General features: G+C 65.3%; 27 protein-coding genes. 21 read left to right on the forward strand and 6 right to left on the reverse strand.

Annotated elements, in window-relative coordinates; genetic code table 11:
- Positions 1–108: 108 nt before the first annotated feature.
- The 9 genes from ACFQU1_RS14870 (at position 109) to ACFQU1_RS14910 (ending at position 10,999) form a co-directional block, all read left to right on the forward strand.
- Positions 109–1,572 (forward strand): pyridoxal-phosphate dependent enzyme, encoded by a 1,464-nt coding sequence (locus ACFQU1_RS14870; protein ID WP_378133830.1) that lies wholly within the window; start codon positions 109–111, stop codon positions 1,570–1,572.
- A 114-nt stretch (positions 1,573–1,686) separates the two neighbouring features.
- On the forward strand, positions 1,687–2,571 hold the full coding sequence (locus ACFQU1_RS14875; RefSeq protein ID WP_378134076.1) for a CoA transferase subunit A: 885 nt from the start codon (positions 1,687–1,689) through the stop codon (positions 2,569–2,571).
- A complete protein-coding gene (locus ACFQU1_RS14880) occupies positions 2,564–3,334 on the forward strand; it encodes a CoA-transferase subunit beta (RefSeq protein ID WP_378133832.1) in 771 nt (256 codons plus the stop codon). The genes ACFQU1_RS14875 and ACFQU1_RS14880 overlap by 8 nt, the downstream gene beginning before the upstream one ends.
- Positions 3,335–3,358: 24 nt before the next feature.
- The gene (locus ACFQU1_RS14885) at positions 3,359–4,315 is read left to right on the forward strand and encodes an LLM class flavin-dependent oxidoreductase (protein ID WP_378133834.1); all 957 of its coding nucleotides are present in this window, start codon (positions 3,359–3,361) and stop codon (positions 4,313–4,315) included.
- A 33-nt stretch (positions 4,316–4,348) separates the two neighbouring features.
- Complete coding sequence (locus ACFQU1_RS14890; RefSeq protein WP_378133836.1) at positions 4,349–5,626, forward strand: ArgE/DapE family deacylase; 1,278 nt, start codon at positions 4,349–4,351, stop codon at positions 5,624–5,626.
- 87 nt (positions 5,627–5,713) lie between these two features.
- On the forward strand, positions 5,714–8,071 hold the full coding sequence (locus ACFQU1_RS14895; RefSeq protein ID WP_378133838.1) for a xanthine dehydrogenase family protein molybdopterin-binding subunit: 2,358 nt from the start codon (positions 5,714–5,716) through the stop codon (positions 8,069–8,071).
- Positions 8,068–8,895 carry an FAD binding domain-containing protein gene (locus tag ACFQU1_RS14900; RefSeq protein WP_378133840.1) on the forward strand — a complete coding sequence of 276 codons (828 nt, stop codon included), beginning with the start codon at positions 8,068–8,070 and terminating at the stop codon, positions 8,893–8,895. Before ACFQU1_RS14895 ends, ACFQU1_RS14900 begins: the two co-directional genes overlap by 4 nt.
- Positions 8,892–10,124 carry a 2Fe-2S iron-sulfur cluster-binding protein gene (locus ACFQU1_RS14905; RefSeq protein ID WP_378133842.1) on the forward strand — a complete coding sequence of 411 codons (1,233 nt, stop codon included), beginning with the start codon at positions 8,892–8,894 and terminating at the stop codon, positions 10,122–10,124. The genes ACFQU1_RS14900 and ACFQU1_RS14905 overlap by 4 nt, the downstream gene beginning before the upstream one ends.
- Positions 10,125–10,195: 71 nt before the next feature.
- Positions 10,196–10,999 (forward strand): GntR family transcriptional regulator, encoded by an 804-nt coding sequence (locus ACFQU1_RS14910; protein ID WP_378133843.1) that lies wholly within the window; start codon positions 10,196–10,198, stop codon positions 10,997–10,999.
- A gap of 48 nt (positions 11,000–11,047) precedes the next feature.
- Here ACFQU1_RS14910 and ACFQU1_RS14915 read toward each other — a convergent pair whose 3' ends face one another.
- The gene (locus ACFQU1_RS14915; protein ID WP_378133845.1) at positions 11,048–12,241 is read right to left on the reverse strand and encodes a diaminopropionate ammonia-lyase; all 1,194 of its coding nucleotides are present in this window, start codon (positions 12,239–12,241) and stop codon (positions 11,048–11,050) included.
- A gap of 103 nt (positions 12,242–12,344) precedes the next feature.
- Here ACFQU1_RS14915 and ACFQU1_RS14920 point away from each other — a divergent pair, with 103 nt between their 5' ends.
- Positions 12,345–12,842 carry an Lrp/AsnC family transcriptional regulator gene (locus tag ACFQU1_RS14920; protein WP_378133847.1) on the forward strand — a complete coding sequence of 166 codons (498 nt, stop codon included), beginning with the start codon at positions 12,345–12,347 and terminating at the stop codon, positions 12,840–12,842.
- 48 nt (positions 12,843–12,890) lie between these two features.
- On the opposite strand, the gene ACFQU1_RS14925 is transcribed toward ACFQU1_RS14920, so the two are convergent.
- From ACFQU1_RS14925 to ACFQU1_RS14935, 3 genes are all read right to left on the reverse strand, one after another.
- Positions 12,891–14,048, reverse strand: a complete 1,158-nt coding sequence (locus tag ACFQU1_RS14925; RefSeq protein WP_378133849.1) for an ABC transporter substrate-binding protein — start codon at positions 14,046–14,048, stop codon at positions 12,891–12,893.
- Positions 14,049–14,343: 295 nt separating this feature from the next.
- The gene (locus ACFQU1_RS14930) at positions 14,344–15,780 is read right to left on the reverse strand and encodes an ATP-binding protein (protein WP_378133851.1); all 1,437 of its coding nucleotides are present in this window, start codon (positions 15,778–15,780) and stop codon (positions 14,344–14,346) included.
- Positions 15,777–16,496, reverse strand: a complete 720-nt coding sequence (locus ACFQU1_RS14935; RefSeq protein WP_378133853.1) for a response regulator — start codon at positions 16,494–16,496, stop codon at positions 15,777–15,779. The genes ACFQU1_RS14930 and ACFQU1_RS14935 overlap by 4 nt, the downstream gene beginning before the upstream one ends.
- 288 nt (positions 16,497–16,784) lie before the next feature.
- Here ACFQU1_RS14935 and ACFQU1_RS14940 point away from each other — a divergent pair, with 288 nt between their 5' ends.
- The 11 genes from ACFQU1_RS14940 to ACFQU1_RS14990 all read left to right on the forward strand — a co-directional run bounded on the left by ACFQU1_RS14940 (position 16,785) and on the right by ACFQU1_RS14990 (position 24,357).
- Positions 16,785–17,165 carry a c-type cytochrome gene (locus tag ACFQU1_RS14940; RefSeq protein WP_378133855.1) on the forward strand — a complete coding sequence of 127 codons (381 nt, stop codon included), beginning with the start codon at positions 16,785–16,787 and terminating at the stop codon, positions 17,163–17,165.
- 139 nt (positions 17,166–17,304) lie between these two features.
- Positions 17,305–17,475 carry a hypothetical protein gene (locus ACFQU1_RS14945; RefSeq protein WP_378133857.1) on the forward strand — a complete coding sequence of 57 codons (171 nt, stop codon included), beginning with the start codon at positions 17,305–17,307 and terminating at the stop codon, positions 17,473–17,475.
- A 77-nt stretch (positions 17,476–17,552) separates the two neighbouring features.
- Positions 17,553–18,026, forward strand: coding sequence for a (2Fe-2S)-binding protein (locus tag ACFQU1_RS14950; RefSeq protein ID WP_378133859.1), 474 nt, complete (start codon positions 17,553–17,555; stop codon positions 18,024–18,026).
- Between the two features lie 11 nt (positions 18,027–18,037).
- Positions 18,038–20,206, forward strand: coding sequence for a molybdopterin cofactor-binding domain-containing protein (locus ACFQU1_RS14955; protein ID WP_378133861.1), 2,169 nt, complete (start codon positions 18,038–18,040; stop codon positions 20,204–20,206).
- Positions 20,203–20,562 (forward strand): c-type cytochrome, encoded by a 360-nt coding sequence (locus ACFQU1_RS14960; protein WP_378133863.1) that lies wholly within the window; start codon positions 20,203–20,205, stop codon positions 20,560–20,562. Before ACFQU1_RS14955 ends, ACFQU1_RS14960 begins: the two co-directional genes overlap by 4 nt.
- Positions 20,489–21,811, forward strand: coding sequence for an FAD-dependent oxidoreductase (locus tag ACFQU1_RS14965; RefSeq protein ID WP_378133865.1), 1,323 nt, complete (start codon positions 20,489–20,491; stop codon positions 21,809–21,811). Before ACFQU1_RS14960 ends, ACFQU1_RS14965 begins: the two co-directional genes overlap by 74 nt.
- Positions 21,812–21,831: 20 nt before the next feature.
- Complete coding sequence (gene soxX / locus ACFQU1_RS14970) at positions 21,832–22,257, forward strand: sulfur oxidation c-type cytochrome SoxX (RefSeq protein WP_378134078.1); 426 nt, start codon at positions 21,832–21,834, stop codon at positions 22,255–22,257.
- Between the two features lie 60 nt (positions 22,258–22,317).
- Positions 22,318–22,764 carry a SoxY-related AACIE arm protein gene (locus tag ACFQU1_RS14975; protein WP_378134080.1) on the forward strand — a complete coding sequence of 149 codons (447 nt, stop codon included), beginning with the start codon at positions 22,318–22,320 and terminating at the stop codon, positions 22,762–22,764.
- Entirely contained in the window at positions 22,761–23,081 is a 321-nt protein-coding gene (gene soxZ / locus ACFQU1_RS14980; protein WP_378133867.1) for a thiosulfate oxidation carrier complex protein SoxZ, read from the forward strand. The genes ACFQU1_RS14975 and soxZ overlap by 4 nt, the downstream gene beginning before the upstream one ends.
- Positions 23,081–23,866, forward strand: coding sequence for a sulfur oxidation c-type cytochrome SoxA (gene soxA / locus ACFQU1_RS14985; protein WP_378133869.1), 786 nt, complete (start codon positions 23,081–23,083; stop codon positions 23,864–23,866). The genes soxZ and soxA overlap by 1 nt, the downstream gene beginning before the upstream one ends.
- Positions 23,867–24,012: 146 nt before the next feature.
- The gene (locus ACFQU1_RS14990) at positions 24,013–24,357 is read left to right on the forward strand and encodes a hypothetical protein (RefSeq protein WP_378133871.1); all 345 of its coding nucleotides are present in this window, start codon (positions 24,013–24,015) and stop codon (positions 24,355–24,357) included.
- 351 nt (positions 24,358–24,708) lie between these two features.
- Here the strand turns inward: ACFQU1_RS14990 and ACFQU1_RS14995 are convergent, their stop codons facing one another.
- Both ACFQU1_RS14995 and ACFQU1_RS15000 read right to left on the reverse strand, forming a co-directional pair.
- Positions 24,709–25,407, reverse strand: coding sequence for a GntR family transcriptional regulator (locus tag ACFQU1_RS14995; RefSeq protein ID WP_378133873.1), 699 nt, complete (start codon positions 25,405–25,407; stop codon positions 24,709–24,711).
- A gap of 105 nt (positions 25,408–25,512) precedes the next feature.
- Positions 25,513–26,214, reverse strand: a complete 702-nt coding sequence (locus ACFQU1_RS15000) for an RraA family protein (RefSeq protein ID WP_378133875.1) — start codon at positions 26,212–26,214, stop codon at positions 25,513–25,515.
- Positions 26,215–26,234: the final 20 nt, after the last annotated feature.

Genomic DNA, 26,234 nt, shown 5'->3' on the forward strand with positions numbered 1-26,234 from the left:
AGTCATACTAATGTTAGTATGATAGCTTAACTCGAACTGCCCAGCGGCAGAATGGGGGTATGTGAGACGATGCCTGAGGCCGACGGTCGATTTGTTGCGAGGCCAGACGTGGTGGATGCCGGGATACGCCGGTCCGCTGTCGAGCGGGCGAGGGCGCGCGGCATCGTTCTGCCCACTTTCGCCCAACTCGCCGGCCGCGAGCCTCTGCCCGAGACCATCGCCGATCGTCTTTCGGCTGTCGACCCCGATGCGCCGCAGCCGGAAAATCTCTGGCGCGTCAATTGGTATAACGCGCCCGACCGCCGGAGCCGGGCCGCGGTTCCCGACCATGTCGTCCTGCCCGAGGCGCTGACGGGTGTGAAGGCGCCGATCGTCGTGCTCATCGGCTCGCGCTTTCCGATGATCGGCGCCCACAAGGTGCTGCCGGCCTATGCTGGCCTCGTGACGCGTCTCGTCACGGGCGAGTTTGATCCCGCCCGCCATCGCGCGGTATGGCCCTCGACGGGAAATTACTGTCGCGGCGGCATCGCGATCTCCCGCATTCTCGGCTGCAGCGGCGTCGCCGTGCTGCCGGAAGGCATGAGCCGCGAGCGCTACGATTGGCTGGCGCAGTGGGTCGATCATCCCTCGAATGTCGTGCGCACCGTCGGCACGGAAAGCAACGTCAAGGAAATCTACGACAAGTGCCGTGAGCTCGCTGCCTCCGAGGATAACTTCATCCTCAATCAGTTCTCGGCCTTCTCGAACTACTTGGCGCATTACACCTGTACCGGTGCCGCCTTCGACCATGTCTTCACGCATCTGAGCGCGCAATCGAAGAACCTGCGGCTCGCGGCCTTCGTGTCCGCGACAGGCTCGGCCGGCACGATCGCCGCGGGGGACTATCTCAAGGCCCGGCACGGCACGGCCATTGCCGCGGTCGAGGCGCTCGAATGCCCGACCATGCTCGAGAACGGCTATGGCGAGCACAATATCCAGGGCATCGGCGACAAGCATATCCCGCTCATCCACAATGTGATGAATACGGATGCGGTGGTCGCCGTCTCCGATCAGGTGACGGACCGGCTCAATATTCTGTTCAACTCCGAGGCCGGTCGCGCATATCTTGCTACGCGCACGGATCTCGACCGCGACGTCGTTGCCGCCTTTGCCGAGATCGGCTTGTCCGGGCTCGCCAATATCGTCGCTTCCATCAAGCTCGCACGCAGCCTGAACTATGGCCCCGACGACGTCGTGATGACGGTCGCGACCGACAGCGCGCGCCTTTACGCAACCGAGAAAGACGCGGCCGAGGCCAAGTTCTTCGCTGGCGGCTTCGATCAGGCCAAGGCCGAGCAGGTTTTTGACGCCTGCCTCATGGAGGCGTCGACGGATCACGTGCTTCGGCTCGGTGAAGCCGAGCGGCGCCGGATCTTCAATCTTGGCTACTACACCTGGGTCGAGCAGCAGGGCGTTGCTGTCGAGGACTTCGATCGCCGCAAGGATCAGGCCTTCTGGCAGGCAATCGCCGCCTCCGCCCCGGCCTGGGACGGTCTCATCCAGGAATTCAACGCCGAAGTCGGCATCAACTGACGAGCTTCGGCTCGCCGGTCAAGGGAGGAACGGGTGCTCGCATCTGAGGTCAAGCCCTACGCAACGCTCAGGGACAATCTCGCCCGGCGCGACAGGAGCCTGCGCGAGAAGGTGATGTCCTTGCAGGAGGCCGCATCCTTCGTGCAGGACGGCATGACGGTGGGCATCGGCGGCTCGACCATGTCGCGCACGCCCATGGCGATGATCTGGGAGTTGATGCGCCAGCGCCGCCGGCATCTGTCCTGCTCGCGCTCCATCGTCTCCACCGACGGTGATCTGCTCTTCGGGTCGGATGTCGCCGACGAGATCGCCACCAGCTGGTTTGCCCAAGGCATCCTCTGGGGCCTCTCGAAGGTCATGCGCCACCACATCGAGAAGGGCGACAAGCGGTTCCACGAATGGAGCCATATGGCCATGGGCATGCGCTTCCGCGCCGGCAGCATGGGCGTTCCCTTCCTGCCGATCCGCTCGATGCTGGGCTCGGACGTGCTGAAGCAGCGCCCCGAGGCGAAGGAGATCGACTGTCCCTTCACGGGCGAGAAGCTCCTGCTGGTCCCCGCGCTCAATCCGGATGTGGCCCTCATCCATGTGCAGCGTTGCGATGTCTACGGCAATGCGCAGATGGACGGGCTGCAGTTCATGGACATCGATCTCGCGCTCGCGGCCAACCGGGTCATCCTGACCACGGAGCGCATCGTCTCCAACGACCAGATCAGGCGCGCCCCTGACCAGACGAAGATCCCCTTCTTCTGTGTCGATGCCGTGGTCGAGGTGCCCTATGGCGCCGCTCCCCACGAATGCTTCGGGGTCTACGAGCCGATGATGCGGCACATGGAGGCCTATGTGGCGCAGGTCAACGCAGACCCGGTGAATGGCATGCGTGAATATCTCGAACGCTATGTCTACGGGCCGAAGACCTGGACCGATTTTCTGTCGCTCATCGGGATGGACGAAGTCATCGAGGCGTCGCAGAGGGGCCGGAGCATCTACAATGACTGAGAGCCAGCGCTATACCTCCGCCGAAATACTGGCCGTCCTCAGCGCCCGCCAGCTCAAGGACGGGCAGGTGGTCTTCGCCGGTGTCGGCATCCCGCTGCTCGCGGCGACCCTTGCCCAGCGGCTCAACTGCCCGGGGCTGACGATCCTCTTCGAGGGCGGCGTCGTCGGCGCCTTCATCGAGCCGGGCAAGCTTCCGCCCTCCACCAACGACCAGCGCTGCACGAAGCGGGCCAATATGGTGCTCGGCAGCGCCGACGTGCTCTTGCTGCTGCAGCGCGGCTATGTCGATGTCGGTTTCATGGGCGGCGCGCAGATCGATCAATACGGCAATCTGAATTCGTCCTTCATCGGCGATCCGGCCGCGCCCAAAACGCGTCTGCCCGGCACCGGCGGCGGCAACGACATATCGAGCCTCACCAATATGATTGTCGCCATGAAGCACGAGAAGCGGCGCTTCGTGGAGCATGTCGACTTCATCACGAGCCCCGGCTTCATCCGCGGCCGCAACACGCGCAGCGAGAGCGGTCTGCTCGCCGGCGGCATGTTCCGTGTCATTACCGAGCTTGCGGTCTTCGGCTTCGACGACGAGATGCGGCGCATGAAGGTGCTCGCCCTCAATCCCGGCGTGAGCCGGGAGCAGGTACAGGACAACACCGGTTTCGACCTCATCTTCGACGAGACCGTCGCCATCACCGAACCGCCGGCGAGCCACGAGCTCGAGACGCTGAGGATGCTCGATCCGGAGCGCCTGTTCACGGCCTGACGAATTCTTCTGGAGGAAAAAACAATGACCACCCTCTCCAACACATTCGGTGTCGCGGCGCGCAATTTCACGGCCTATCCGGAGATGCCGAGCGCCAAAGAGCTCGTCGAATATGGCGTGTGGGTCGAAGAGCTCGGTTATGATTCCGTCTGGGTCTGGGACCATATGCTGCTCGGCGTCGATCCGAACTTCCCGATCATCGACTCGCTCACCGTATTGACCGGCATCGCTGCGCGCACGAAGCGCCTCAAGATGGGCACCGGCATCCTCGTGCTCACCCTGCGCAATCCGGTGACGTTGGCGAAGCAGCTCTCCAGCATGGACCAGCTCTCCGAAGGCCGCATGATCATGGGCATGGCTGCGGGCTGGTACCGCCGCGAATTCGAGGCGGTGGGCGTGCCCTTCGAGAAGCGCGGCAAGATCATGGACGAGAATCTGGAGATCATGAACCGGCTGTGGACCGAGGAGAAGGTCACCGGCCAGTATATGAACCACAATCTCTCCAATGCCGTAATGTATCCGAAGCCCTATCAGACGCCGCGCATGCCGCTCCTCATCGGCGGCTATGTCGACAAGGCGCTGCAGCGGGCAGCGACCACCGGCGACGGCTGGCTCACCTACTTCTACAAGCCGGACGATTTCAAGCGGTCCTGGGACAAGATCCGCGGCTTTGCCAAGGACGCCGGCAAAGATCCCGACAGTCTCCTGAATGCCGCGCAGCTTCCGATCATGGTCGGCCCCTCCAAGGAGGCGGTGCAGGACGACATGATGGACTGGCTGAACAAGGAATGGGATTTCCCGGCCAACAGCGACTGCTCGCGCGACAGCGCCATCATGGGCTCGGTCGATGATTGCGTGGCGCAGCTGCGCGAGCATATGGCCGCCGGCGTGCAGAAGATCATCTTCGTTCCCTACAAGTATCAACGCGATCAGGTGGAGACGATTGCGCGCGAGATCATTCCGCGCCTCAAGGCCCTCTGACGAACATCCAAGAAAACTTCCGGAGATAGCGCGATGAGCGATGCCAACCGCCAGAAAATCCTCGACAAGATCGACGCGAGCCGTGACCAGGCCATCACCCTCTTGCGGGAGATGGTGACCATCCCGAGCGTCACCGGGGACGAGGCGGCCATCCAGAAATTCGTGTCCGACTACATGAAAGGCATCGGCCTCGAAGTCGACATGTGGGAGACGAACTGGGAGGAGCTGAAGAAGCATGCGGGCTATCGGCCGGTCGACCGTGGTTACGAGGGCCGGCCGAATATCGTCGCGACGCTGAAGGGCACGGGCGGCGGCCGCTCGCTCCTGCTCAACGGCCATACCGACGTCATCCCGGTCGGCAACGGCGAGGGCTGGAGCGACAATCCATGGTCGGCCAGCATCAAGGACGGACGCATCTATGGCCGCGGCGCCTGCGACATGAAGAGCGGCGTCGCGAGCCACATCCTCGCGGTGCAATATCTCAAGGAGCTCGGCCTCACGCCGAAGGGCGACGTGATGATCAACGTCGTCATCGACGAGGAGGTGAGCGGCCACGGCACCCTCGACACGGTCGCCCGCGGCTACCGCGCCGATGCCGGCATCTCGGGTGAGACGAGCGACCTCGCCGTGCAGCCGGCCTGCATCGGCCGCATCTGGTTCGAGATCGAGATCCACGGTAAGCCGGCCGGCATCCAGAAGCGCTATGAGGGCATCAGCGGCATCGACCTCGGCAACAAGATCGCCAAGGCCGTTGCCGATCTCGAGGCCAAGCGCGTCGCGACCGTCACGCACCCGCTCTATCCGAGCGCGATCGATTCACTGCCCTGCATCGTCGGCAGCTTCCAGGCAGGCAATTATCCGAGCGCCTTTCCGGCGAACTGCCTGTTGAAGGGCAGCATCGGCACGGTGCCGGGCGAGGACCATGAAGGCGTCAAGCAGAGCCTGGTCGATCAGGTCGCCCGCGCTGCCGCCGAGGATCCCTGGATGAAGGATCATCCGCCGGTGGTGCGCTTCGTCGGCTATGATGCGGAGGCCTCGGAGATCCCGCGCGACCACCCCATCGTCGCGACGGTTTCGCGTGCCTATACCGAGATCACCGGCAAGCCCCCCGTCATCACCGGTCGCCAGGGCGCGGCTGACACGCGCTTTCTGAACAGCTATGGGAATACGCCGACGGTGATCTTTGGGCCGGGCTCGACCGCCGTGATGCACGCCGATGACGAATATGTCTCGATCGACGACTACATCACCGCGATCAAGGTGATGGCGCTCAGCATCTACGATTGGTGCAACGCCGAGCCGGTTCGCTGACGCCGCCTCGGCCGGCATAAATCATGCCGGCCGCATCGGGCAAATTCGCGCGGAAGCGGTGAGGGGAAGCATGGGGAGGAACGGACGATGAGCGGGCAGGGCGTGGGCGCTTCGCTCGCGCGCAAGGAGGACGATCGCTTCCTGCGCGGGCGCGGCCAGTTTGTCGGCGACATCCGCCTTGCCGGCATGAAGGACGTCGCCTTCGTCCGCTCGCCGCTCGCCCATGCGAGGATCGGCGAGATCCGCATTCCCCCCGAGCACCGCGGCCAGGTTTTCGTGGCGGCCAATCTTGAGGGCGTGAAGCCCATCGTCGCCGTGTCCGGCCTCACCGGCTTCAAGGTTTCCGAGCAGCCGGTGCTCGCCTTCGAGAAGGTGCGCCAGGTCGGCGAACTCATCGCCATGTGCGTCGGCAGGACCAGGGCCGAAGCCGAGGACATCGCCGCGAGCGTCGAGGTTGATCTCGACGAACTGCCGGCGGTTCACGACATGCTCGCCGCGCGCCGTCCCGGCACAGCCCTGCTCCACGAGCACTGGGGCGACAATGTCTTTCTGGAGACCTTTGTCGACGTCGATATCGAGGCCGCCTTCGACGCGCCGATCAAGGTGACGCGCGAGATATCGACCGCCCGCCAGAGCATGGCCCCCATGGAGGGGCGCGGCACGGTCGCGACCTGGGACAACCGGCTTGGCCAGCTCGTGCTCTACACCGGCAGCCAGATGCCCCATATCGTGCGCACCGGCCTCGCCGAATGTCTCGGCCTCGACCAGACGCAAGTGCGCATCGTCTCGCCGGATGTGGGCGGCGGCTTCGGCTATAAGGGCATTCTCCTGCCGGAGGATATCTGCCTCGGCTGGCTGGCCCAGCGCTGCGGTCATCCGGTGCGCTGGCTGGAGGACCGGCGAGAGCATCTCACCGCCGGCGCCAATTGCCGCGAGCATTATTATCGCATCACAGCCTATGCCGACCGGGACGGCACGCTGCGCGGCATCGACTGCGAGGCGACCGTCGATTCCGGCGCCTATTCGTCCTATCCCTTCTCGGCCTGCCTGGAGGCGGCGCAGGTGGCGAGCATCCTGCCCGGGCCTTACGATTTTCCGTCCTACCGCTGCCGCACATGGTCGGTCGCGACCAACAAATGCCCGATCCTGCCCTATCGCGGGGTGGCGCGCACCGGCGTCTGCTATGCGCTCGAACTGGTGCTCGATGCGGTGGCGCGCGAGGCGGGGCTGGAACCCTATGAGGTGCGGCTGAAAAATCTCGTGCGGCCCGAGCAGATGCCATTCGACAACATCACCCGCAAGCATTTCGACAGCGGCGACTATCCCGAGGCGCTGCGTCGGGCCATGGCCCATATCGACCTGGAAAACATCCGCGAGCGCCAGAACCGTCCGGAGCCGGACGGCCGCCTCGTCGGCGTCGGCCTTGCGGTCTATTGCGAGCAAGGGGCGCACGGCACCTCCGTCTATGCCGGCTGGGGCATTCCCATGGTGCCGGGCCACGAGCAGGCGACGGCGCGCATGACGCCCGACGGCGGTCTCGAGCTGCGCGTCGGCGTCCATTCCCACGGGCAGAGTATGGAGACGACGCTCGCCCAGGTGGCGCACGAGATCCTGGGCATCCCCGTCGACAAGATCAAGCTGGTGCACGGCGACACCGAATATACGCCCTATTCGACGGGGAGCTGGGGCTCGCGCTGCGCCGTCATGGCGGGCGGCGCGGTCGCGACCGCGACGAAGGAGATCGCCCGCCTCGCCAAGGGCATCGGCGCCCATCTCCTGCAGACCGATCCGGACGCGGTGGAGCTGGCGAACGGCGCCGTCTACGGCCCGAACGGCAGCGTCACGCTCAAGGAAATCGCCCATACCTGGTATCGTCGGCCGCAGGACCTGCCCGCCTCCGTCGATCCGCGTGGGCTGGAGGCGACCATCGGCTACAAGCCCGTGCGCGACTCGGGCACCTTCAGCTATGCCGCCCATGTGGCCACCGTTGCCGTCGATCCGGAGACCGGCGACATCGAGATCCTCGACTATGTGATCGTTGAGGACGGCGGCAAGCTCATCAATCCCATGGTGGTGGATGGGCAGATCTATGGCGGCTTCGCCCAGGGCATCGGCACGGCGCTCTACGAGGAGATGAATTACGACGCGTCCGGCCAGCCGCTCGCCTCGACCTTCGCCGACTATCTCCTGCCCGGTCCGACGGAAGTGCCGGCGCCGCGTCTCGATCATATGGAGACGCTGGCGCCTTACACGGAATTCGGCGTCAAGGGCCTCGGCGAAGGTGGCGCGATCGCTCCACCGGCAGCCATCGGCAATGCCGTGAATGATGCGCTCAAGCCGCTCGGCGCAGAACTCCTGCATTCGCCGATGACCCCGCGGCGTGTGCTCGAAGCGATCGAAGCTGCGAAGCGCAAGGCGCCGGCGCCGCAGGAAGCATTCGCATGAAGCCGGTCAATTTCGACTATGCCCGGCCGGCTGATTTGGACGCCGCGCTCGCCCTCGTCGGCGACGACAGCCGTGCGGTGAAGGTCATCGCCGGCAGCCAGTCGCTCGGGCCCATGCTCAATATGCGGCTCGTTCAGCCGGAGCTCCTCGTCGACATCACCGCCATCGAGGCGTTGAAGCACGTCGAAGAGCGCTCCGACGCGGTGGTGATGGGCGCCTGCGTCACCCATGCCGATATCGAGGACGGCCGGGTGCCGGACGTCACGCGCGGCGCGCTGCCCGCTGTGGCACGCGGCATCGCCTATCGCGCCGTCAGGAACCGCGGCACCATCGGCGGCAGCCTCACACATGCCGATCCCTCGGCGGACTGGATCTCGATTCTCGCGGCGCTCGGCGCCAGCGTCACGCTGCGCGGCCCCTCCGGCGAGCGCCGCCTCGCTGTTGAGGATTACATGTTGGGCGCCCTCGAAGCCGATCTCAGGCCGGGCGAATTGCTGGTCTCTGTCACCGTGCCGAGGCTGAGCCTCTCCGCCCGTTGGGGCTATTACAAGATTTGCCGCAAGACCGGCGAATTCGCCCATGCCATCGGCGCCTTTCTGGTCGATCCCGAGCGCCATGTGAGCCGCGCCGTCATCGGCGCGACCGAGAGCCGGCCGATCGTCGTCGCTAATGCCCGACAGCTCCTGGGTGACGGCCGGCCGGGTGCCTTCGACGCCCGTGCCGCCGAGAGCCTTGCCGAGGCGGCGGGCATGGCCGATGCCATCGACCGGCAGATCCATGTCGCCGCGCTCCGGCGCGCCATCGAGCGAGCGCAAGTCCAATGAGCATGGTCAATCTGACGGTCAATGGGCGACAGCTCAGCGCCGATGTGGAGCCGCGCACAAATCTCGCCGACCTCTTGCGCGAGACCCACAACCTCACCGGTACGCATATCGGTTGCGAGCACGGCGTCTGCGGCGCCTGCACCATCCTCGTCGACGGGATACCCACGCGCTCCTGTATCACCTTTGCTGTGACCTGCGAAAAGGCGGAGATCACCACGATCGAGGGCCTCGACGAGGACGAGATCAGCGCCGAGCTGCGTGCTGCCTTCCAACGGGAGCACGGGCTGCAGTGCGGCTATTGCACACCGGGCATGATCGTCTCGGCGCGCGATGTCGTGTTGCGGATGGAGGCTCCGAGCGAGCACGAGATCCGCGTCGCCATGAGCGGCAATCTGTGCCGCTGTACCGGCTATGTCGGGATCGTACGGGCGGTCGAGAGCGTGATCGCGGATCGGCGTACCCGCGGCATTGCGGCCGTTCCGGACGGCGACCGCAAGCGGCTGGGGCCGGCGGGATCCGGCAATGCCGGCCCGACCGGGGTGGCCGCGCCGGTTCCCAGCACGGCCCGTGCCGTAGGATCCGCTGTGGCTCAGGTTGCGCGCGCCGCGAATGCGGCCCGCCTCGACGCCGACTGGAAGCCACAGGCCTCTTTCCGGCAGAGCTTCACTGTCTCCCACCCTATCGATGAGGTCTGGGCCTTCTTCGGGCGCATTGAGGACGTCGCTGCCTGTCTTCCCGGCGCATCGCTCGCAGGCCCGCCGCAAGACGGCCCCGATGGCAGCCATGTCGATGGGCAGATCAGGGTCAAGGTCGGCCCCATCGCCGCCGAGTTTCAGGGCGTCGCCGACGTGTCGCGGGACGATACCACCTTGAGCGGCACGATCATTGGTTCCGGGCGCGACCGGCGCAGCAATTCGGCGACCCGCGGCCTCATCCGCTACGCCCTGCGGCCGGATGAAAGCGCTGCAGCAACCCACGTCGATGTCGATGTGGGCTACACGCTGACAGGCATGCTCGCCCAGTTCGGCCGCTCCGGCCTGGTGCAGGATGTGGCGAACCGGCTGACGGCCGCCTTCGTCCGCAATCTGGAAGCCCGGCTGGCTCACGGCGCGAACGGCGATGCGCCAGCGCCGGCGAAGGCCGAGGAACTGAACGCGCTGTCGCTGATCACCGCTGTGGTGGTCGCGCGGTTCAAACGACTCCTTGCGGCGCTTTCCGGCCGCGCTTAAGAGATTGGCCCGTCAGGCGGCGGCCCGTCTCCGAACTGGTTTATTCAGACTATTTGCCATATGATAGATTCATGAAAAAGCTCGCATCGATCTACGATCGTAGCCGCGTCCCGCTCTACCTGCAGGTGGCTTCCGTGATGCGTCAGCGCATCGAAACCGGCCACTGGACCGAAGGCGAGAAAATCTCCACGCTGGAGGAGCTCGAGGAAGAATTCGCGGTGGCGCGGGTGACGATCCGCCAGGCCATCGAACTCCTGCGCAACGAAGGTCTGCTCGACGCCCAGCAGGGGAGGGGCACCTTCGTCTCCGGCAAGCCGAAGAACAACAAGTGGCTCAACCTTGCCAATGACTTCGACTCCATGCTGGGGTCGATCAAGAACAATGTGTTGAAGCGCGTCCATATCGAAGAAGATGCCGCGGCGCCTGAGCTGCGCAAGGGCGAAGGCGAGCCGGCCGATGCCTATGTTTTCCTTCGCAGCGTCCAATATAACGGCGGTGAACCTTTTTCAGTCGTCAATCTGCATCTCGACAAGAATATCTTCCTTCGCGACGATAAGCGCTTCGTTCGATCGGCGGCCCTGCCCGAGATCGTCGAGATGGAGGACGTGGTCATCGTCCACGCCTATCAGGCGCTCACCATCGGCGTCGCCGATCCCGAGACCGCCGACCTCTTGAAGATCGGTCTGGGCGAGCCGACGGCCGATTGTCATCTCGTGCTCGTCGACGACAATGGCATCGCGATCTACGTGGCGGATATTCACTACCTCAAGGATTGTTTCGCCATGCGCACGGATCTGCTCAGCAAGACCGGTCCCCGGCGTGGGGGCAAGGCAGTCCCCCAGAACAGCCTCCGGAGCCGGAGCGGGAGCTCGTGATCGCATCGCCGCAGCTCTCGCGCGTCCTCCCAATCCTGGCCGGGGCAGCTAGGCTGCGACCTGAACATCGGCCGGCTTCAGGCCAACGATCGCCTCATAGCGCGCCTGATCGGTGGCGCCTTCTGTGTTGATGACGAAGATCCGCGATTGTGGATCGAGCCCGAGCGCATCTCTGATTTGCGGATCCTTCATCGCCGCTTGGAGACCGGCAAGCCCCGCCGCGCCGCTCTCGCCGGCCACCACCGCCGGATCTCCGCCCGCAGGAAAGGCGAGGCATCGCATGGCTTCCATGGCGTCGGCCTCGCCGATGGTCATGAAGCCATCTGCCGCGCGGGTGAGAATGCGCCAGGCGACCAGCGACGGCTCGTAGCATTCCAGCATTGCCATGATGGTCGGCTCGCCATGCTCGATCTTGACGGCCTGCCCCGCGCGCGCGCTCGCGAAGAGACAGGCGGCCCGGTCCGGCTCCACGACGACGAGGGTCGGCCGGTCTGCGCCGAACACCGTATCGAAATAGCCGGCAACCGCTGCCGCCAGCCCGCCGACGCCCGCCTGGACAAAAACATGGGTCGGCGTCGCATCCAGCGCACGGATCGCCTCGTTGAGCATGGCGGTATAGCCTTGCATGACGAGGGCTGGAATGCGCTCATAGCCGGGCCAGGACGTGTCGGACACAACGGTCCAGCCCTCCTTCGCGGAAACCGCTTCGGCCTCGGCGACGGAATCATCATAGGTCCCGTTCACGCGGATCATCTTTGCCCCGAAGCGGGCAATGGCGGCGACCCGTTCGTCGCTGACGCCGGCGTGCACGAAGATTGCTGCCCGGGCGCCGACGAGTTCAGCGCCGGCCGCGACGGAGCGCCCGTGATTGCCGTCCGTGGCGCAGGCGAAGGTCATGCCCGCCGCGATCCGGCGGACGGGGGCGGCGGTGAGCTCGCCGATGTCGACCGGCCGGTCGAGCTGACGGCTCGCCTCCTCCAGCACCAGGCGGATCACCGCATAGGAGCCCCCGAGAGCCTTGAAGCTGCCGAGCCCCAAGCGCGTGCTCTCATCCTTGACGAGGATCGAGCCGACGCCGAGCCGACGCGCAAGATCAGGCAGCCGGTGCAGCCGCGTGGGCGCGTGGTTCGGGCGATGCGCCAGGAAGCGTTCGACCTCGCTCACCGCTCCCGCGCTGAAGGTCTCCTGGTCGATCGGATCGAGCGCTCTTTTATGATCTTGATGCGAATTGAGCAGGAACATGGCGGGAGCCCCTTGATAACTGAAATAATATTATCGAGGATGATCCGACGAGGGGGCTCTCTTTTGCCTTGTTTCATGAAACGTTGTTGCACGGGAGGCCGCAATGCCGAGTGAATCCATCACTCCATCGGCTGAGCTCGATAACTATGACATCGCGATCCTGAAAATACTGCAAGTGGACAACACGGTGCCGCAGCGGGTCATCGGCGAAAAGGTCCACCTGTCCGCTGCCGCCGTCCAGCGGCGCATTCGCCGCATGGAAGACGACGGCGTCATCATCGGCCATGTCGCCCTGGTGGATCCGGTGCGCGTCGGCCGGCCGATTACCATCGTGGTCGAAGTCGATATGGAAAGCGAGCAGGCGGTGCTTCTCGATGCCGCCAAGAAGAGCTTTCTCGCCGATCCCGACGTGCAGCAATGCTACTACGTCGCAGGTGATGCCGATTTCGTGCTGATCGTGACCGTTGCCTCGATGGACGATTACCAGGCGCTGACGCGACGTCTGTTCTTCAACAATGCTAATGTCAAACGTTTCCGCACGCTGGTCGTCATGGACAAGATCAAGGCTGCGCTCTCCGTCCCGGTCGGAGGGCGCCCATAAAAAAACCCCGGTCCACGGACCGGGGTTTGTCTCGAGGAGCAGAGCCGATCAGAGTTCCGGTACGATGATCTTTCCGTCCTTGATCTCGACCAGCGTTCCATTAGCCATATACTGGCCGCTTTCACGCCCCTTCGGGCCGTCCTTGACGAATTTCACGTCACCATTGATGGCCGGAACGTCTATCTCCCAGAACGCGTCCTTGATTGCCGCCGGGTCGGCCTTGCCGGCCTTCTCGATGGCCGCCTTGATGACATAGATGCCATCATAACCGCGATAGCTCTCGGTCATGCCGGCCTTGTCGTAGCCCTTCTTGGCCCAGGCCTGGATGAAATCCTTGGCCTTGTCGGGATGGGGCGCGCTGTCGGGGAACCACGGGGCGAAGAAGACCATATGCATGCTGTTGTCGGCTGCTGAACCGGCCTGCGCGACGAGCTGGTCGGGGTTTTGCGAGCCGCCCGTCGTGACGATCTTCTTCTTGATGCCGAGGGCGGCGGCCTGCTTGAGCACCAGCGTCAATTGCTCGACGGCGGTCGTCACGATGATCGTGTCGGAATCGGAGCCCTTGATCTTGGCGAGCTGGGCGCTCATGTCGCGGGAGTCCTGGTCCATGGTCTCCTTGAGACCGACCGTGACACCATTCTTCTCGAACATCTTGGAGAAGTCTTCGATTGTGCCGAGGCCCCAATCGTTATTGATGGCGAGGAAATCAACCTTCTTGATGCCGAGCTTGGGCACCAGCTTCTCGAAGATGGCCGCCTCGACCCAGGACGGCGGCGAAATGCGGAAGATGTAGGGATTGCCCTGCCGCGTGATCTTGCTCGAGGATGAGGTTTCCACCAGCATCGGCACTTCATATTGCATGAGCTTCGGCATGACGGCGAGCGTCAGGCTGGAACCCCATGCGCCCATCATCACCGGGACCTGGTCACGGTCGATAAGCTTTTCGGCGACCGAGGCGGCTTCTGTCGGGTTGCTCTTGTTGTCCTCGATCACGAGCTCGATCTTCTCGCCGAGAACGCCACCATTCGCGTTGATTTCCTCGGCGGCGATCTTCGCGCCATTCACGATATAGGTGCCTGACGCGGCGAAGGGGCCGGTGAGCGGCTGGTTGAGGCCGATCTTGATCGGCTCGGCTTGCGCCATGCCGGCCAGAACAACCGCCGCTGCTGCCACGGACAGCTTCAGTAGAATGGTTCTATTCTTCATATTACCCCTCCGACATTTGCGAATTGTTTGATGTCGCGTTTAATCGCTCGTCCGCGCGGGGTGTCGTCCAGTCGCCACCTCCCGGCTCCCGACGACTGACCGCGCAGTCATTGATAACATCATATGGTCTTTAATACCTTAAATCAACACACGACGTCGCTGCGTCCAGCCACTCGCGGGGCGGTGGCAAACGGTTGATCCGGCAGCTTTCCGCCCAGGTCGCGTCAAGACCGCGAGACAAGCCGCGCGCCTTGGTCGCGCTGTGACTGGTCGGCAGGGCTCGAATCCAAGCGTATTACGCTTGGTCGAAGCTCGGCAGGCTGACGACCGCGCGCAGACCGGGATGGGTGTTGGTGAGGAGGATATCGCCGCCGTGATGGCGGGCGATGGCGCGGGCGATCGAAAGGCCGAGGCCGACCCCGCCGGTTTCCCGGTTGCGCGAATGCTCGAGCCGGTAGAAGGGAGCAAAAACCTGCTCCATGGCCATGTTCGGAATACCCGGCCCGTCGTCCTCGACCACGATGTCGATGGTGTCCGCGGTCCGTACCAGGCGGACGCGGGCGCGCTCGCCATAGCGGACCGCATTCTCCACGAGATTGCGGATGGCGCGGCGGAGTGCGTCCGGCCGGCAGCGGTAGTTGATCGTCGGGCCCTCGACGAAGGTCACATCACGCCCGAGTTCGGCCAGGTCGTCGCACAGGCTCTCGACCAGAGCGCAGAGGTTGACGGTGCGCGTGCTCTCGGCGGTCGCGTCCTCGCGGGCGAAGGCGAGCGTCGCCTCGGTCATGGTTTCCATCTCGGCGATGGTCTTGAGCATCTTGTCCTGGATGTCGGGGTCGGACACGAATTCGGCCCTGAGGCGCAGCGTCGTCAGCGGCGTCCTGAGGTCGTGGCCGATGGCCGCCAGCATGCGCGTGCGATCCTCCACGAAGCGCTGCAGGCGCTCCTGCATGCGGTTGAAGGCTTCGGCGGTCTGGCGGATGTCGTCGGGCCCGGATTCGGGCAGCGGGGCAACCGTCTCGCCGCGGCCGAGCGCCTCGGCGGCACCGGCCAGGCGGCGCATCGGCCGCGCGATGCTGCGCGCCACGCCGATTGCGATGAGAGAAAGGACTGCGGCTGTGATGCCAAGAGATACGGCCGATTGCGACGTCCAGATGGAATTATGGAGCGACTTGGCAAAGGCTGCGTTGAGCCAGGCCCCACTGTCGAGGCGCACCGCGAGCCCCATGCCGATGGAGTTGTCGAGATAGACGAATTTCGCCGGCCGCGACAGCGGCCAGGCGGCAGGCGGCAGTTCCACCCAGGAAGTCGGCGCGGCGACGGCTGCGGTGATGGCGGCGGCCGCTTCCGACACGTCCTCGGGCTCGCGCTTGTCCGGCCCGGGCGCATCGTGGTGGGGCTTCGTCAAGCTCGGCAGAGGCTTCGCCAATTGCTCCCGCGCCTCCTGCCGCCATTCCAGGGCGCTCCGAGGCTCCTCCGTCGAGAGCCAGAAGCGGGTATAGCTCGTGTCGCTCGCCCGCAGAATCCCGTCGTGAATGGCCGAGGGCGTTCCCTCGATCAGCCGGGCGAGCGAGGCGGTCCGGCTGAAGAACTCGCCCTTTGCCGCCGCGCGTAACGCCTGGCCACGCTCATCCCACGAGATCAGAAAGCCGATCCCCTGGGAGATAGCTAAGGCAAGCAGCATAAAACAGATGATCTGTGCTGCCAGGCTGCGCGACCACAACGGTCTCATGCTTGCTCGACCTCCGCCGTGAAGCTGTAGCCGCCGCCCCAGTGAGTTTTGATCAGCGCAGGACTTTTGGGATCGGCCTCGATCTTCTTGCGCAGACGGCTGACCTGGTTGTCGATGCTGCGATCAAAGCTATCGGCGGCGCGGCCGACGGTGAGATCGAGGAGTTGATCGCGGCTCAGCACGAGCCCCGCATGGTCGAGAAAGGCTTTGAGCAGGCGGAACTCGGCCGTGCTGAGGGGAACGGCAACCCCGTTCTCGCCCACGATTTCGCGCCGGCCGACATTGAGCAGCCAGCGGTCGAAGCGCAGCATCTTCGCCTGCAGCCGGTCCCGCCGGGGGGGCAGGCTGTGAACGCGCCTGAGCACCGCCTTGATGCGGGCGAGCAGCTCGCGCGGGTTGAAGGGTTTCGTCAGATAGTCGTCGGCGCCGATCTCGAGACCGACGATGCGATCGGTCTCCTCGGCCATGGCCGTCAGGAAGATGATCGGCAGGTCGGTGTTGCCGCGCAACTGGCGGCATACGGACAGGCCATCCTCGCCCGGCATCATCACATCGAGCACGATGAGATCCGGCGCGCTGCGCTCGAGCAGGCGGCGCAGCGCAGACGCGCTCTCGGCGACGCTGATGCGATACCCGTGCTGGGCGAGATATTTGCCCACGAGATCGCGAATGTCGCGATGGTCATCGACCACGACGATATGCGGTATGGATTCCATGGTCTGCTCCATAACGCCTTTATACCGCAGCTGCTGCCGGGGCTTTTCGGAAAAAGTGTAACAGAATGTAGCCGCTATCCTGAAGGCGCGAGGACCGTGAAGGAGGCGAGCATCCACTCCTGCGCGAGCGATGACGGGGGCATGCCCCCACGCCGACTTTCATGCCCCACCGGCATAGTTCTGCGACAACTGTTCCTCATCCTCTCGCCCGTCATCGCTGCTCGTGCCGCGAGCGTCCGCAGTGCGTCGGCTGCCTCGGCCGAGCATCTCCATCGCAGAGGACTATGAATGACTGTTCGAACGATTCTCCTGTTCGCCCTCCTCACGACTGCCGCCGGCCAAGCGGCCATGGCCCAGAGTCCCGGCTCGGACGGGGAGAGGCTCTTCAGGACGCGTTGCGCGTCATGCCACAGCATCGAGCCGGGACAGAACCGGATCGGACCGCCGCTCGCCGGCGTCTTCGGGCGCGCAGCGGGAAGCGTCGCCGGCGCCCGCTACTCGGAGGCGCTGCGCACGTCCGGGCTCACCTGGAATGAAGAGACGCTGAACACCTATCTCGCCAATCCGCGCCAGGCCGTGCCCGGCACGACCATGACGATCGGCCTGTCCAATGCCGACCAGCGGAATGCGATCATCGCTTATCTGCGCGATCTGCCCGTGAAGAACTGAGCCGGCGCATGACGGGCTCCAAATGTATCGAAATGTATCGTCGCGCCGTTTCGCCACAGATTGCGACAATAGCGGCTCGTCGAGACAAGGTTCTGCGACAGGCGCGGGCTAGGCTTCTCTCATCAACGAGGAGGAACTCATGATCAAGCATTTCGTCGCGGCTGTTGCCGGCATCGGCTTTGCGGTTTTTGCGAGCAGCGTCTTTGCGCAGGGTGATGGCGGCTGCGCGAGGCAAGTGTCAGCTGGCCTCGCGGACAAGCAAGCGCCTGCTCAGTCGGCCTCCACGAACCCCTCCGAAAAGAAGAGCTGAGCACCTGGAGGCCGGCACCGCCTTCGGCCGCGTGCCGGCTTCCATCCCCGATCCGTTCCGCACCGAAGGAAACCGCTATGGCTCGCTTGACCATCAACGGCACCGTCCGCGATGTCGACGCCGATCCCGAGACCCCGCTGTTGTGGGTGCTCCGGGAGCAGGCCGGACTGACCGGAACCAAATACGGCTGCGGCATCGCCCAATGCGGCGCCTGCACCGTCCATATCGATGGGGTCGCCACGCGTTCCTGCGCGATGCCGGTCAGCGCCGTGCAGCCCGAGCAGCAGATCGTGACCATCGAGGGGCTCTCGCCCGACGGCTCCCATCCCGTGCAGAAGGCCTGGCTTGAGCTCGACGTTCCGCAATGCGGCTATTGCCAGGCGGGCATGATCATGTCGGCCGCGGGTCTGCTCGCGCAGAACCCCAATCCCACCGACGCCGATATCGATTCCGAGATCACCAATATCTGCCGCTGCGGGACCTACAACCGGGTCCGCGCCGCGATCAAGCTTGCCGCCGGCGGCGGCGACACCACCACCCAGGGCGGCTGAAGGAGGCGACGATGACGGTCATGCCAAGCGTATCGCGTCGCAATTTTCTCGTCGGGTCGGCCGCCTCGCTCGGCGGTCTCTCGCTCGGCTTTCACGTGCCGCTGCTGCAGAGCGCTGCGGCCGCCGCGGCTGCTCCCGAAGTCAATGCCTGGGTGGTCGTGAAGCCTGACGACACGGTGGTGATCCGCATCGCCCGCTCGGAAATGGGGCAGGGGACGCTCACCGGCCTCGCCCAACTCGTGGCCGAGGAGCTGGAATGCGACTGGTCGAAGGTGACGACGGAATATCCGACACCCGGTGAGAACCTCGCTCGCAACCGCGTCTGGGGCAGCTTCTCGACCGGTGGCAGTCGCGGGATCCGCGAGTCGCATGAATATGTGCGCCAGGGCGGCGCCGCGGCACGCGCCATGCTCGTTGCGGCCGCGGCGGCGGAATGGGGCGTGCCGGCCAGCGAATGCACTGTTGCAAAGGGCGTGATCACCCATGCCGCGAGCGGCCGCAGCACCACCTTCGGCAAGGTGGCCGACGCTGCCGCGCGTCAAACCCCGCCGACCGATGTCCGCCTGAAGGACCCGAAGGATTGGACCATCGCCGGCAAGCCGCTGCCGCGCCTCGACACCGTCGACAAGCTCACGGGCAAACAGGTTTACGGCACGGATATCGTGCTTCCCGGCATGGTCAATGCCGCGATCAAGGCCTGCCCCGTCTTCGGCGGCAAGATCGCGAGCTTCGATTTCGCGGCCGTATCCGGCATGCCGGGCGTGCGCAAGGTCGTGCAGGTGGACGATGCGACGGTTGCCGTCGTCGCCGACACCTGGTGGCGAGCCAAGACGGCGCTCGATGCCCTGCCGGTCGTCTGGGACGAGGGGCCCAATAAGGATGTCTCGAGCGCCTCGATCGCCCAGATGCTCGAGGCGGGGTTCGACGCCGACGATGCTTTCGTCGGTAGCCAGCAAGGCGACGTGAAGGCGGCGCTCGCCGGGGCGGCCAAGACGGTGACGGCTGTCTACAGCTTCCCCTATCAGAACCACGCCACCATGGAGCCGATGAACGCCACCGCGCTCTATACGCCGGAGAAATTGGAGGTCTGGGTCCCGACGCAGAACGGCGAGGCGAGCCTGGCGGTCGCCGCCGAAGCCGCCGGCCTGCCGGTCACCCAATGCGACGTGCACAAGATCCATCTCGGCGGCGGATTTGGCCGGCGCGGCAATTTCCAGGACTATGTGCGCCAGGTGGTCGCGATCGCCAAGGAGCTTCCGGGCACCCCCGTCAAGCTCATCTGGTCGCGCGAGGAAGATATGCTGCACGGGGCCTATCACCCCACGACCCAGTGCAAGATGACCGGGGCGCTCGATGCCGACGGCAATCTAACGGCGCTGCATATGCGCATCTCCGGCCAGTCCATTCTGGCGGCGGTGCGGCCGGAAGGCATGCAGGGCGGCAAGGATCCGGTGGTCTTCCAGGGCCTCAATGCCGGCGGGGCCGAAGGCTCCCTGGGCTATTCGGTCGATAATCTCCTGATCGACCATGCCATGCGCAACCCGCCGATCCCGCCGGGCTTCTGGCGAGGCGTCAATCTCAACCAGAACGCGGTCTATGTGGAATCCTTCATCGACGAGCTCGCCCATGCCGCCGGACAGGATCCGCTCGCCTTCCGCCGCAAGCTGATGGCGAAGCATCCCAAGCACCTCGCGGTGCTCGAAGCCGTCGCGACCCGCATCGGCTGGGAGAACCCGCCGCCCCAGGGCGTGCATCGCGGGCTTGCCCAGATCATGGGCTTCGGCAGCTATGTGGCGGCCGCCGCCGAGGTCTCGGTCACCAACGGGCAGCTCAAGATCCATCGCATCGTTGCCGCCACCGATCCCGGCCACGCGGTCAATCCGGCGCAGATCGAGCGGCAGGTGGAAGGATCCTTCGTCTACGGCCTCTCCGCCTGCCTCTACGGCGAATGCACGGTGAACGGCGGCCGCATGGAACAGGAGAACTTCGACACCTACGAGGTGATGCGCATGGCGGAGATGCCTGCGGTGGAAACGGTCATCACGCCCTCCGGCGGTTTCTGGGGCGGCGTCGGCGAACCGACCATCGCAGTGGCGGCTCCTGCGGTGCTCAATGCCATCTTCGCGGCGACAGGCAAGCGCATCCGCACCCTGCCGCTGAAGAATCACGATCTCGCGTGAGCGAGGCCGTGAAGCATCGCCGGGCGGCGTTACGCGCCCGCCGCGCGGCGCGAGGGGGGCTTGCCCTCTTCGCCGCCCTCTGGGTCGCAGCGCCTCCAGCGGCCCGGGGGGCGCCCCCGGCGGGTGCGGCCGCCTGTTCCGGATGCCACGCGCCGGTGCCTGGAGGGGCCATCCCGAGCCTGCAAGGCCTTTCCGCCACCGACATCGAGACAGCCATGACGGCTTTTCGCTCTGGAGAGCGCGAGGCAACCGTCATGGATCGCATCGCCAAGGGCTTTTCCGATGAGGACATCCGCACCATCGCCGAATGGCTCGCCGCGAACAGGGAGCAAGCGCTCCGCCCCACCCAGCCGTAGGGCCGTTCTCAAAGGGCTGGCGGCCGGCAGCGCGACGATCCTCGCCGCTCCGCCGGTCGTTGCGCAGGCACGTCCGCCGGTGGTCGTCGTGGGCGGCGGCTTCGCAGGGGCGAGCTGCGCCCGGGCGCTGCAGCGCCAAGATAATGCGTTGGCCGTCACCCTGGTCGAGCCGAACCCGCGCTACACCGCCTGCCCCTTCAGCAATGAAGTCATTGCGGGCCTGAGGGAGCTCGAGGCGCAGCAGTTCGGTTACGACGGCCTGCGGCGGGACGGCATCACGGTCGTCCAGCGGTCCGTCACCGGCCTCGACGCGCAGGCCCGTCGCCTGAGGCTCGATGATGGCTCCGACCTAGACTATGCCCGGCTCGTCCTGGCGCCGGGGGTCGATTTCGACTTCGAAGCGATCCCGGGCTATGACGCCGCCGCCGAGGCCTTGCCGCATGCCTGGAAGGCCGGCGAACAGACGCTGCTGCTGCGCCGCCAGTTGGAGGCGATGGAGGATGGCGGCCTCGTCGTCATCGCCGCGCCAGCCAATCCCTTCCGCTGTCCGCCGGGTCCCTACGAGCGCGCCAGCCTGATCGCGCATTATCTCAAGGCGCACAAGCCGCGCTCCAAGCTCATCATCCTCGACGCCAAGGACGCATTTTCGAAGCAGCGGCTGTTCGAGGCCGCCTGGCAGGAGCTCTATCCCGGCCTCGTGGAATGGGTCTCCCTGTCCTTCGGCGGTCGTGTCACCGAGGTCGATGTCGCGACGAAAACGCTGGTCACCGAATTCGGCAGCCATAGTGCCGCCGTCGCCAATGTCATCCCGCCGCAGAGGGCCGGCGCGATCGCCCGGACGGCCGGCGTCGCCGATCGCACGGGATGGTGCCCGATCGATCCGGTCACCTTCGAGTCCCGTCTCGTACCCGGCGTCCATGTCATCGGCGATGCGGCAATTGCCGGCGCCATGCCGAAATCGGCCTTCGCGGCCAATGCCCAGGCCAAAGCCTGTGCCGCCGCCGTCGCGACCCTGCTCACGGGCGAACAGCCGGCGCCGCCCAAGCTGATCAACACCTGCTATAGCCTCGTGGCGCCGGATTACGGCATCTCGATTGCCGGCGTCTACCACCCGAGCAATGGCCTTTTGGCCGAGGTGGACGGCGCCGGCGGGGTCAGCCCACTCGACGCCCCGCCCGATTTTCGCGCGCGTGAAGCCACCTATGCCGCGGCGTGGTTCGAGACGATTACCGACGAAGCCTTCGGATGAGGCGGCTTGGTATGGGCCCGATGCTTCTTGCCCTCGCCGGCGCCCCGGCGGCCATGGCCGAGGAACCGCTCAGGACCTACGCGGTCACGGGCGATGCGATCCGGCTGTCGCTGACCGGCCGCCCAGGCGATGCCGAGCGTGGCAGAAGCCTTGTCATGGATCGGCACAAGAGCCTCTGTCTCCTCTGTCATTCCGGCCCCTTCCCGGAGCCGCATGCCCAGGGCACGCTCGCGCCGAGCCTCGCCGGGGTCGGCGGAAGGCTCTCGGAGGGCCAGATCAGGCTGAGGGTCGTGGACATGAAACGGCTCGATCCCGACAGCATCATGCCGGCCTATTACCGCGTCGATGGCGGCGAGCGCGTCGGCGAGGCCTGGCGGGGCCGGCCGGTGCTCGCGGCAGACGAGATCGAGGATATCGTCGCGTTTCTCGTTACGCTGAAGGAATGAGTCATGGGCGTGGAGAAGGGCGCAGAGTTGGGCGCAGTTTTGCCTGAGGATGCGGTGCCGATGCGGCGGCGGGATCTGCTCGCGGCGTCCGCCGCCTTCGTCGTCACGCTGACACTGCCGCGGGTGGCCCTCGCCCGGCCGTCGCTCGCCGATGCCATACACGGCTTCACCGGCGGGGCACCGATCAATGCCGGCAAGGTTCGCCTTGCCATCCCGCCGCTCGTCGAGAACGGCAATGCGGTCGGCGTGAAAGTGACGGTCGAAAGCCCCGTGACCGAAGCGGAGCACGTCAGGCGCATTGCCCTGTTTAACGACAAGAACCCGCAGGCGGACGTGGCCGTCTTCCGGCTGGGGCCGCGGTCCGGCCGGGCGGAGGTGTCGACCCGCATCCGGCTCGCCACGTCGCAGACGATTGCGGCTGTCGCCGAGCTCAGCGACGGCAGCTTCTGGTCGAGCGAGGCCGAGGTCATCGTCACGCTCGCCGCCTGTATCGAGGATCTGTCATGACCCGCGCTCTCATCAACGTACCGAAGACGGCCCGGCGCGGCGAGATCATCGAGATCAAGGCGATGGTCGCCCATCCCATGGAGACCGGCCACCGGGCCGACGCAAAGGGCGCGCCGATCCCACGCAATATCATCCACCGCTTCGTCTGCAGCTATGACGGGGAAGAGGTCTTCTCCGCCGATCTCTTCCCGGCTGTCTCGGCCAATCCCTTCATCGCCTTCACGACGGTCGCAACGCGAAGCGGTACGCTCACCTTCGCCTGGACCGGCGACGATGGCCAAACGCAGGTGGCGACCGCCACGATCACGGTGACCTGATGCCGAAGGCATCGCGGCTCCTGGCCGGCTTCGTCGTCTTCGGGCTCGGTGGGCTCGTGGCGATCGCCGGCGAGATCGCGCCCGCCGACAAGCGCTCCGGCTTCGATTTCATGACGCCGGAAAACCGCGCCATGCAGCAGGATGACATGAGCAATCCCGGCATGTTCTCGGTGCTCGAAGGCGAGCAGCTGTGGAACGAGCCGGCCGGTGGGGCGGGCCGCAGCTGTGCCAGCTGCCACGGTGATGCGACCCAAAGCATGCGCGGCGTCGCAGCCCGCTATCCTGCTTTCGAAACCCAGTCCGGCCGGCCGATCGACCTTGCCGGGCGTGTCGATCTCTGCCGGCGGACGCAGCAGCGGGCGGACCCCTTGCCCTTCGAGAGCCGCGAATTGCTGGCGCTGACCGCCTATGTCGCGCACCAGTCGCGCGGCATGCCGGTCTCGCCGCCACAGGACAAGCGCCTCGCCGCCTTTCGCGAGAATGGCCGGCGCCTTTATGAGCGCCGCATCGGCCAGCTCGATCTCTCCTGCGCGACCTGTCACGACCAGAACTGGGGACAGCGGCTCGGCGGCAGCGTCATCCCGCAAGCGCACCCGACCGCCTATCCGCTCTATCGCCTGGAGTGGCAAACGGTGGGGTCGCTGCAGCGGCGCCTGCGCAACTGCATGATCGGCGTGCGGGCAGAGCCGTTCTCCTACGGCGCGCCCGAACTCGTGGAGCTCGAGCTCTATCTGATGGAGCGGGCGAAAGGTCTTCCCATCGAGACGCCCGGCGTCCGCCCCTGAGGGCGGCGATCGCCCGGCCAATATGTCTCAAGATGTAGCATTCGCCCGACGTGAGACATCCTCCGACACTTTCGGGTGTGGCGCGGCACAGTTCTGCGACCTCTTTTGTGCAGAATGAGCCGATCCACAAATGGGGAGATCGAGCGATGAACCGACTGCCCAACGACTATTCCGCAAGAGGCCTTGCGGACGAATGGCGCGAACCGTCGATCCGCAGCGACGAAGCCTTCGCCAGCTGGACGGAGTGGACTGACCGGACAAGTGCCAAGCCTGCCGACGCCATCATGGACGCGCTCGTCATTCTCGGCGTTCTGGTGATCGTCGCGCTCGGCGCGATCTCCGGGGCGCCTGCGAGCGGTCCGGCCTTCGATGATGGGCAACTCACGCAACCCGCGGCGGTGGTGCCCGGTCATCACAAGGTGCATTTCATTTCCCTTCCCGGGGAGGGGAACGCTGCCGGCGACAAGGGCGAGGACTGCCTCGGCGCGTAGTGCCCGAAGCGGATCGGTCAACCAATGCTGGGTCGGCCCAAGTGGCGCAGCCCTGGCCGTTCGGCTTGTGGGGGAGGGCGATCGTCTCGACGCGACCCGTCCGGGCGGCTCGAAATCCTGTGGGCCGCAAGTATCGCAGCACGGGAATCTTAGTAGGGCGAAGAGGCCGCGACCCCGAAGAAGCCGCGATGTTCAAGGATCTTCGGGGCCTTCGCGAGTCCGGTCTGGTCGTTCAATACGACTATGGCAACCGTGCCGAGCTGATGCTACGCCGAGCGGATCTTGACGGGAGGTTTCCCGGACCGCTGGACCTTGTCGCGCATTGTGACAAATAGCCGTCGCCAACCGTGCTCACCGACGCATCGTCTCCGACTCCATCAACACTTCCAGGCGCTGCTTGCGCGCGGTGCGGATGTGGGTTCGCGCGGCGGTCTCCGCGGCGTCGGGATCGCGGTTGCGGATGGCCTTGACGATAGCCTGGTGTTGCTCATGCCATTCGCTCAAGCGGAGCTGATCACCCGTCAGTCGTGGCAGCAGCGAGATGGTCGAGGCGATGTTCTCAAGGCTGCGCAGAAGAAAACGGTTATGAGCTGCGAGATAGATGAGGCCATGAATCTTGTCGCTGATACGTGAGAACGACTTGGCGTCGTTCATCGCAGACGTGGCTTTGTCCATGAGCTCGGCGAGCGCTTCGATCTCCACCTCGGAGGCGTGCTGGGCGGCAAGCCTTGCTGCAGTCCCCTCCAACGCTTCGCGGATCGTGTAGAGCTCCATGATCATCTGGTGATCGAGCTCCATGACCGTGAGCCCGCTCCGCGGCACATGGGTCAACAGGCCCTCGGCTTCGAGCCGATAGATCGCCTCGCGCACGGGCGTGCGCGACATGTTCAGCCGTTCGCTCAGATCCGTTTCGGTGATGCGCGTGCCGGAGGTCAGGGTGCCGTCGCAGATCGCATCCCGGAGCCGCAGATAGGCCTCCCGCGCAAGATCGCGCGGCGCGAGATTGGCCTTGGCCGGTTTCGGGCGAGAGGTCGAGCGTGGCGTCTTCATTCGCGTGGGTGCCCCGAGCTTTCCACGGGAGTTAACTGTGGCCAGAGCGGAACACAACGGACGAGATGTCGCCGCTCCCGCGCTCTTGCGCGACGCATCGCCCCGTCAAGACCGTCTGGCGATCGCGTCGAAGGCTGGCCCCTTGCGGAGCTTCTTGCGGCGGCTGACATCCTGGATGGCGGCGAGCGGCGCTCGCTCGCGGATAAGGATCTCCTGCTCCCGTTCGAGCTCGATGATCTCCGCAACCTCTGGAATAAGGACGTCGGCGATCTCGTAGGGCGCGACGACGATCCCGTCGGCATCGCCGACGATGAGGTCGCCTGGCCTGAGATAGGCGCCGGCGCATTGCACGGCTGTGTCGACATCGATCACATCGAGCTCGGTATGAAAGGGCCTTGCCGTCGCGCCGCGGGCGAATACCGGAAAATCGAGGTCCCGGAGCTCGAGCACGTCGCGGATGCGGCCATCGGTGACGACCCCGGCAAGCCCGCGGTACATGCAGAAATGGGCGATATTTTCACCCATCAGCCAGCCGCGTCCGCCCGTCGTTGCGATGATGAGGACATCGCCGGGGGTGAGCTGTTCGGCAGCAGTGTAGATCGAGTGGCCCGAATGTTTCATTCCCGACTTCGGGGCAAGCTGCATGGTCCTGACACGCCCCGCCAGCCGCCAGGTCGGATTGACGGGATGAACATCGTCCATCCACGCGCCGAGGCCGAAGCGGTAAAGTCCATCGGTTACGAGGCTCGACGACGTGGTCCGATAGAAGGACATCGCCTCTTCGGATAGCGGCGGTAACGAGGCCATGGCATTCCTCCCTGTCTTAT

The organism is Chelatococcus sp. GCM10030263 (assembly GCF_042666455.1).
In the GTDB taxonomy this organism is placed as follows: domain Bacteria; phylum Pseudomonadota; class Alphaproteobacteria; order Rhizobiales; family Beijerinckiaceae; genus Chelatococcus.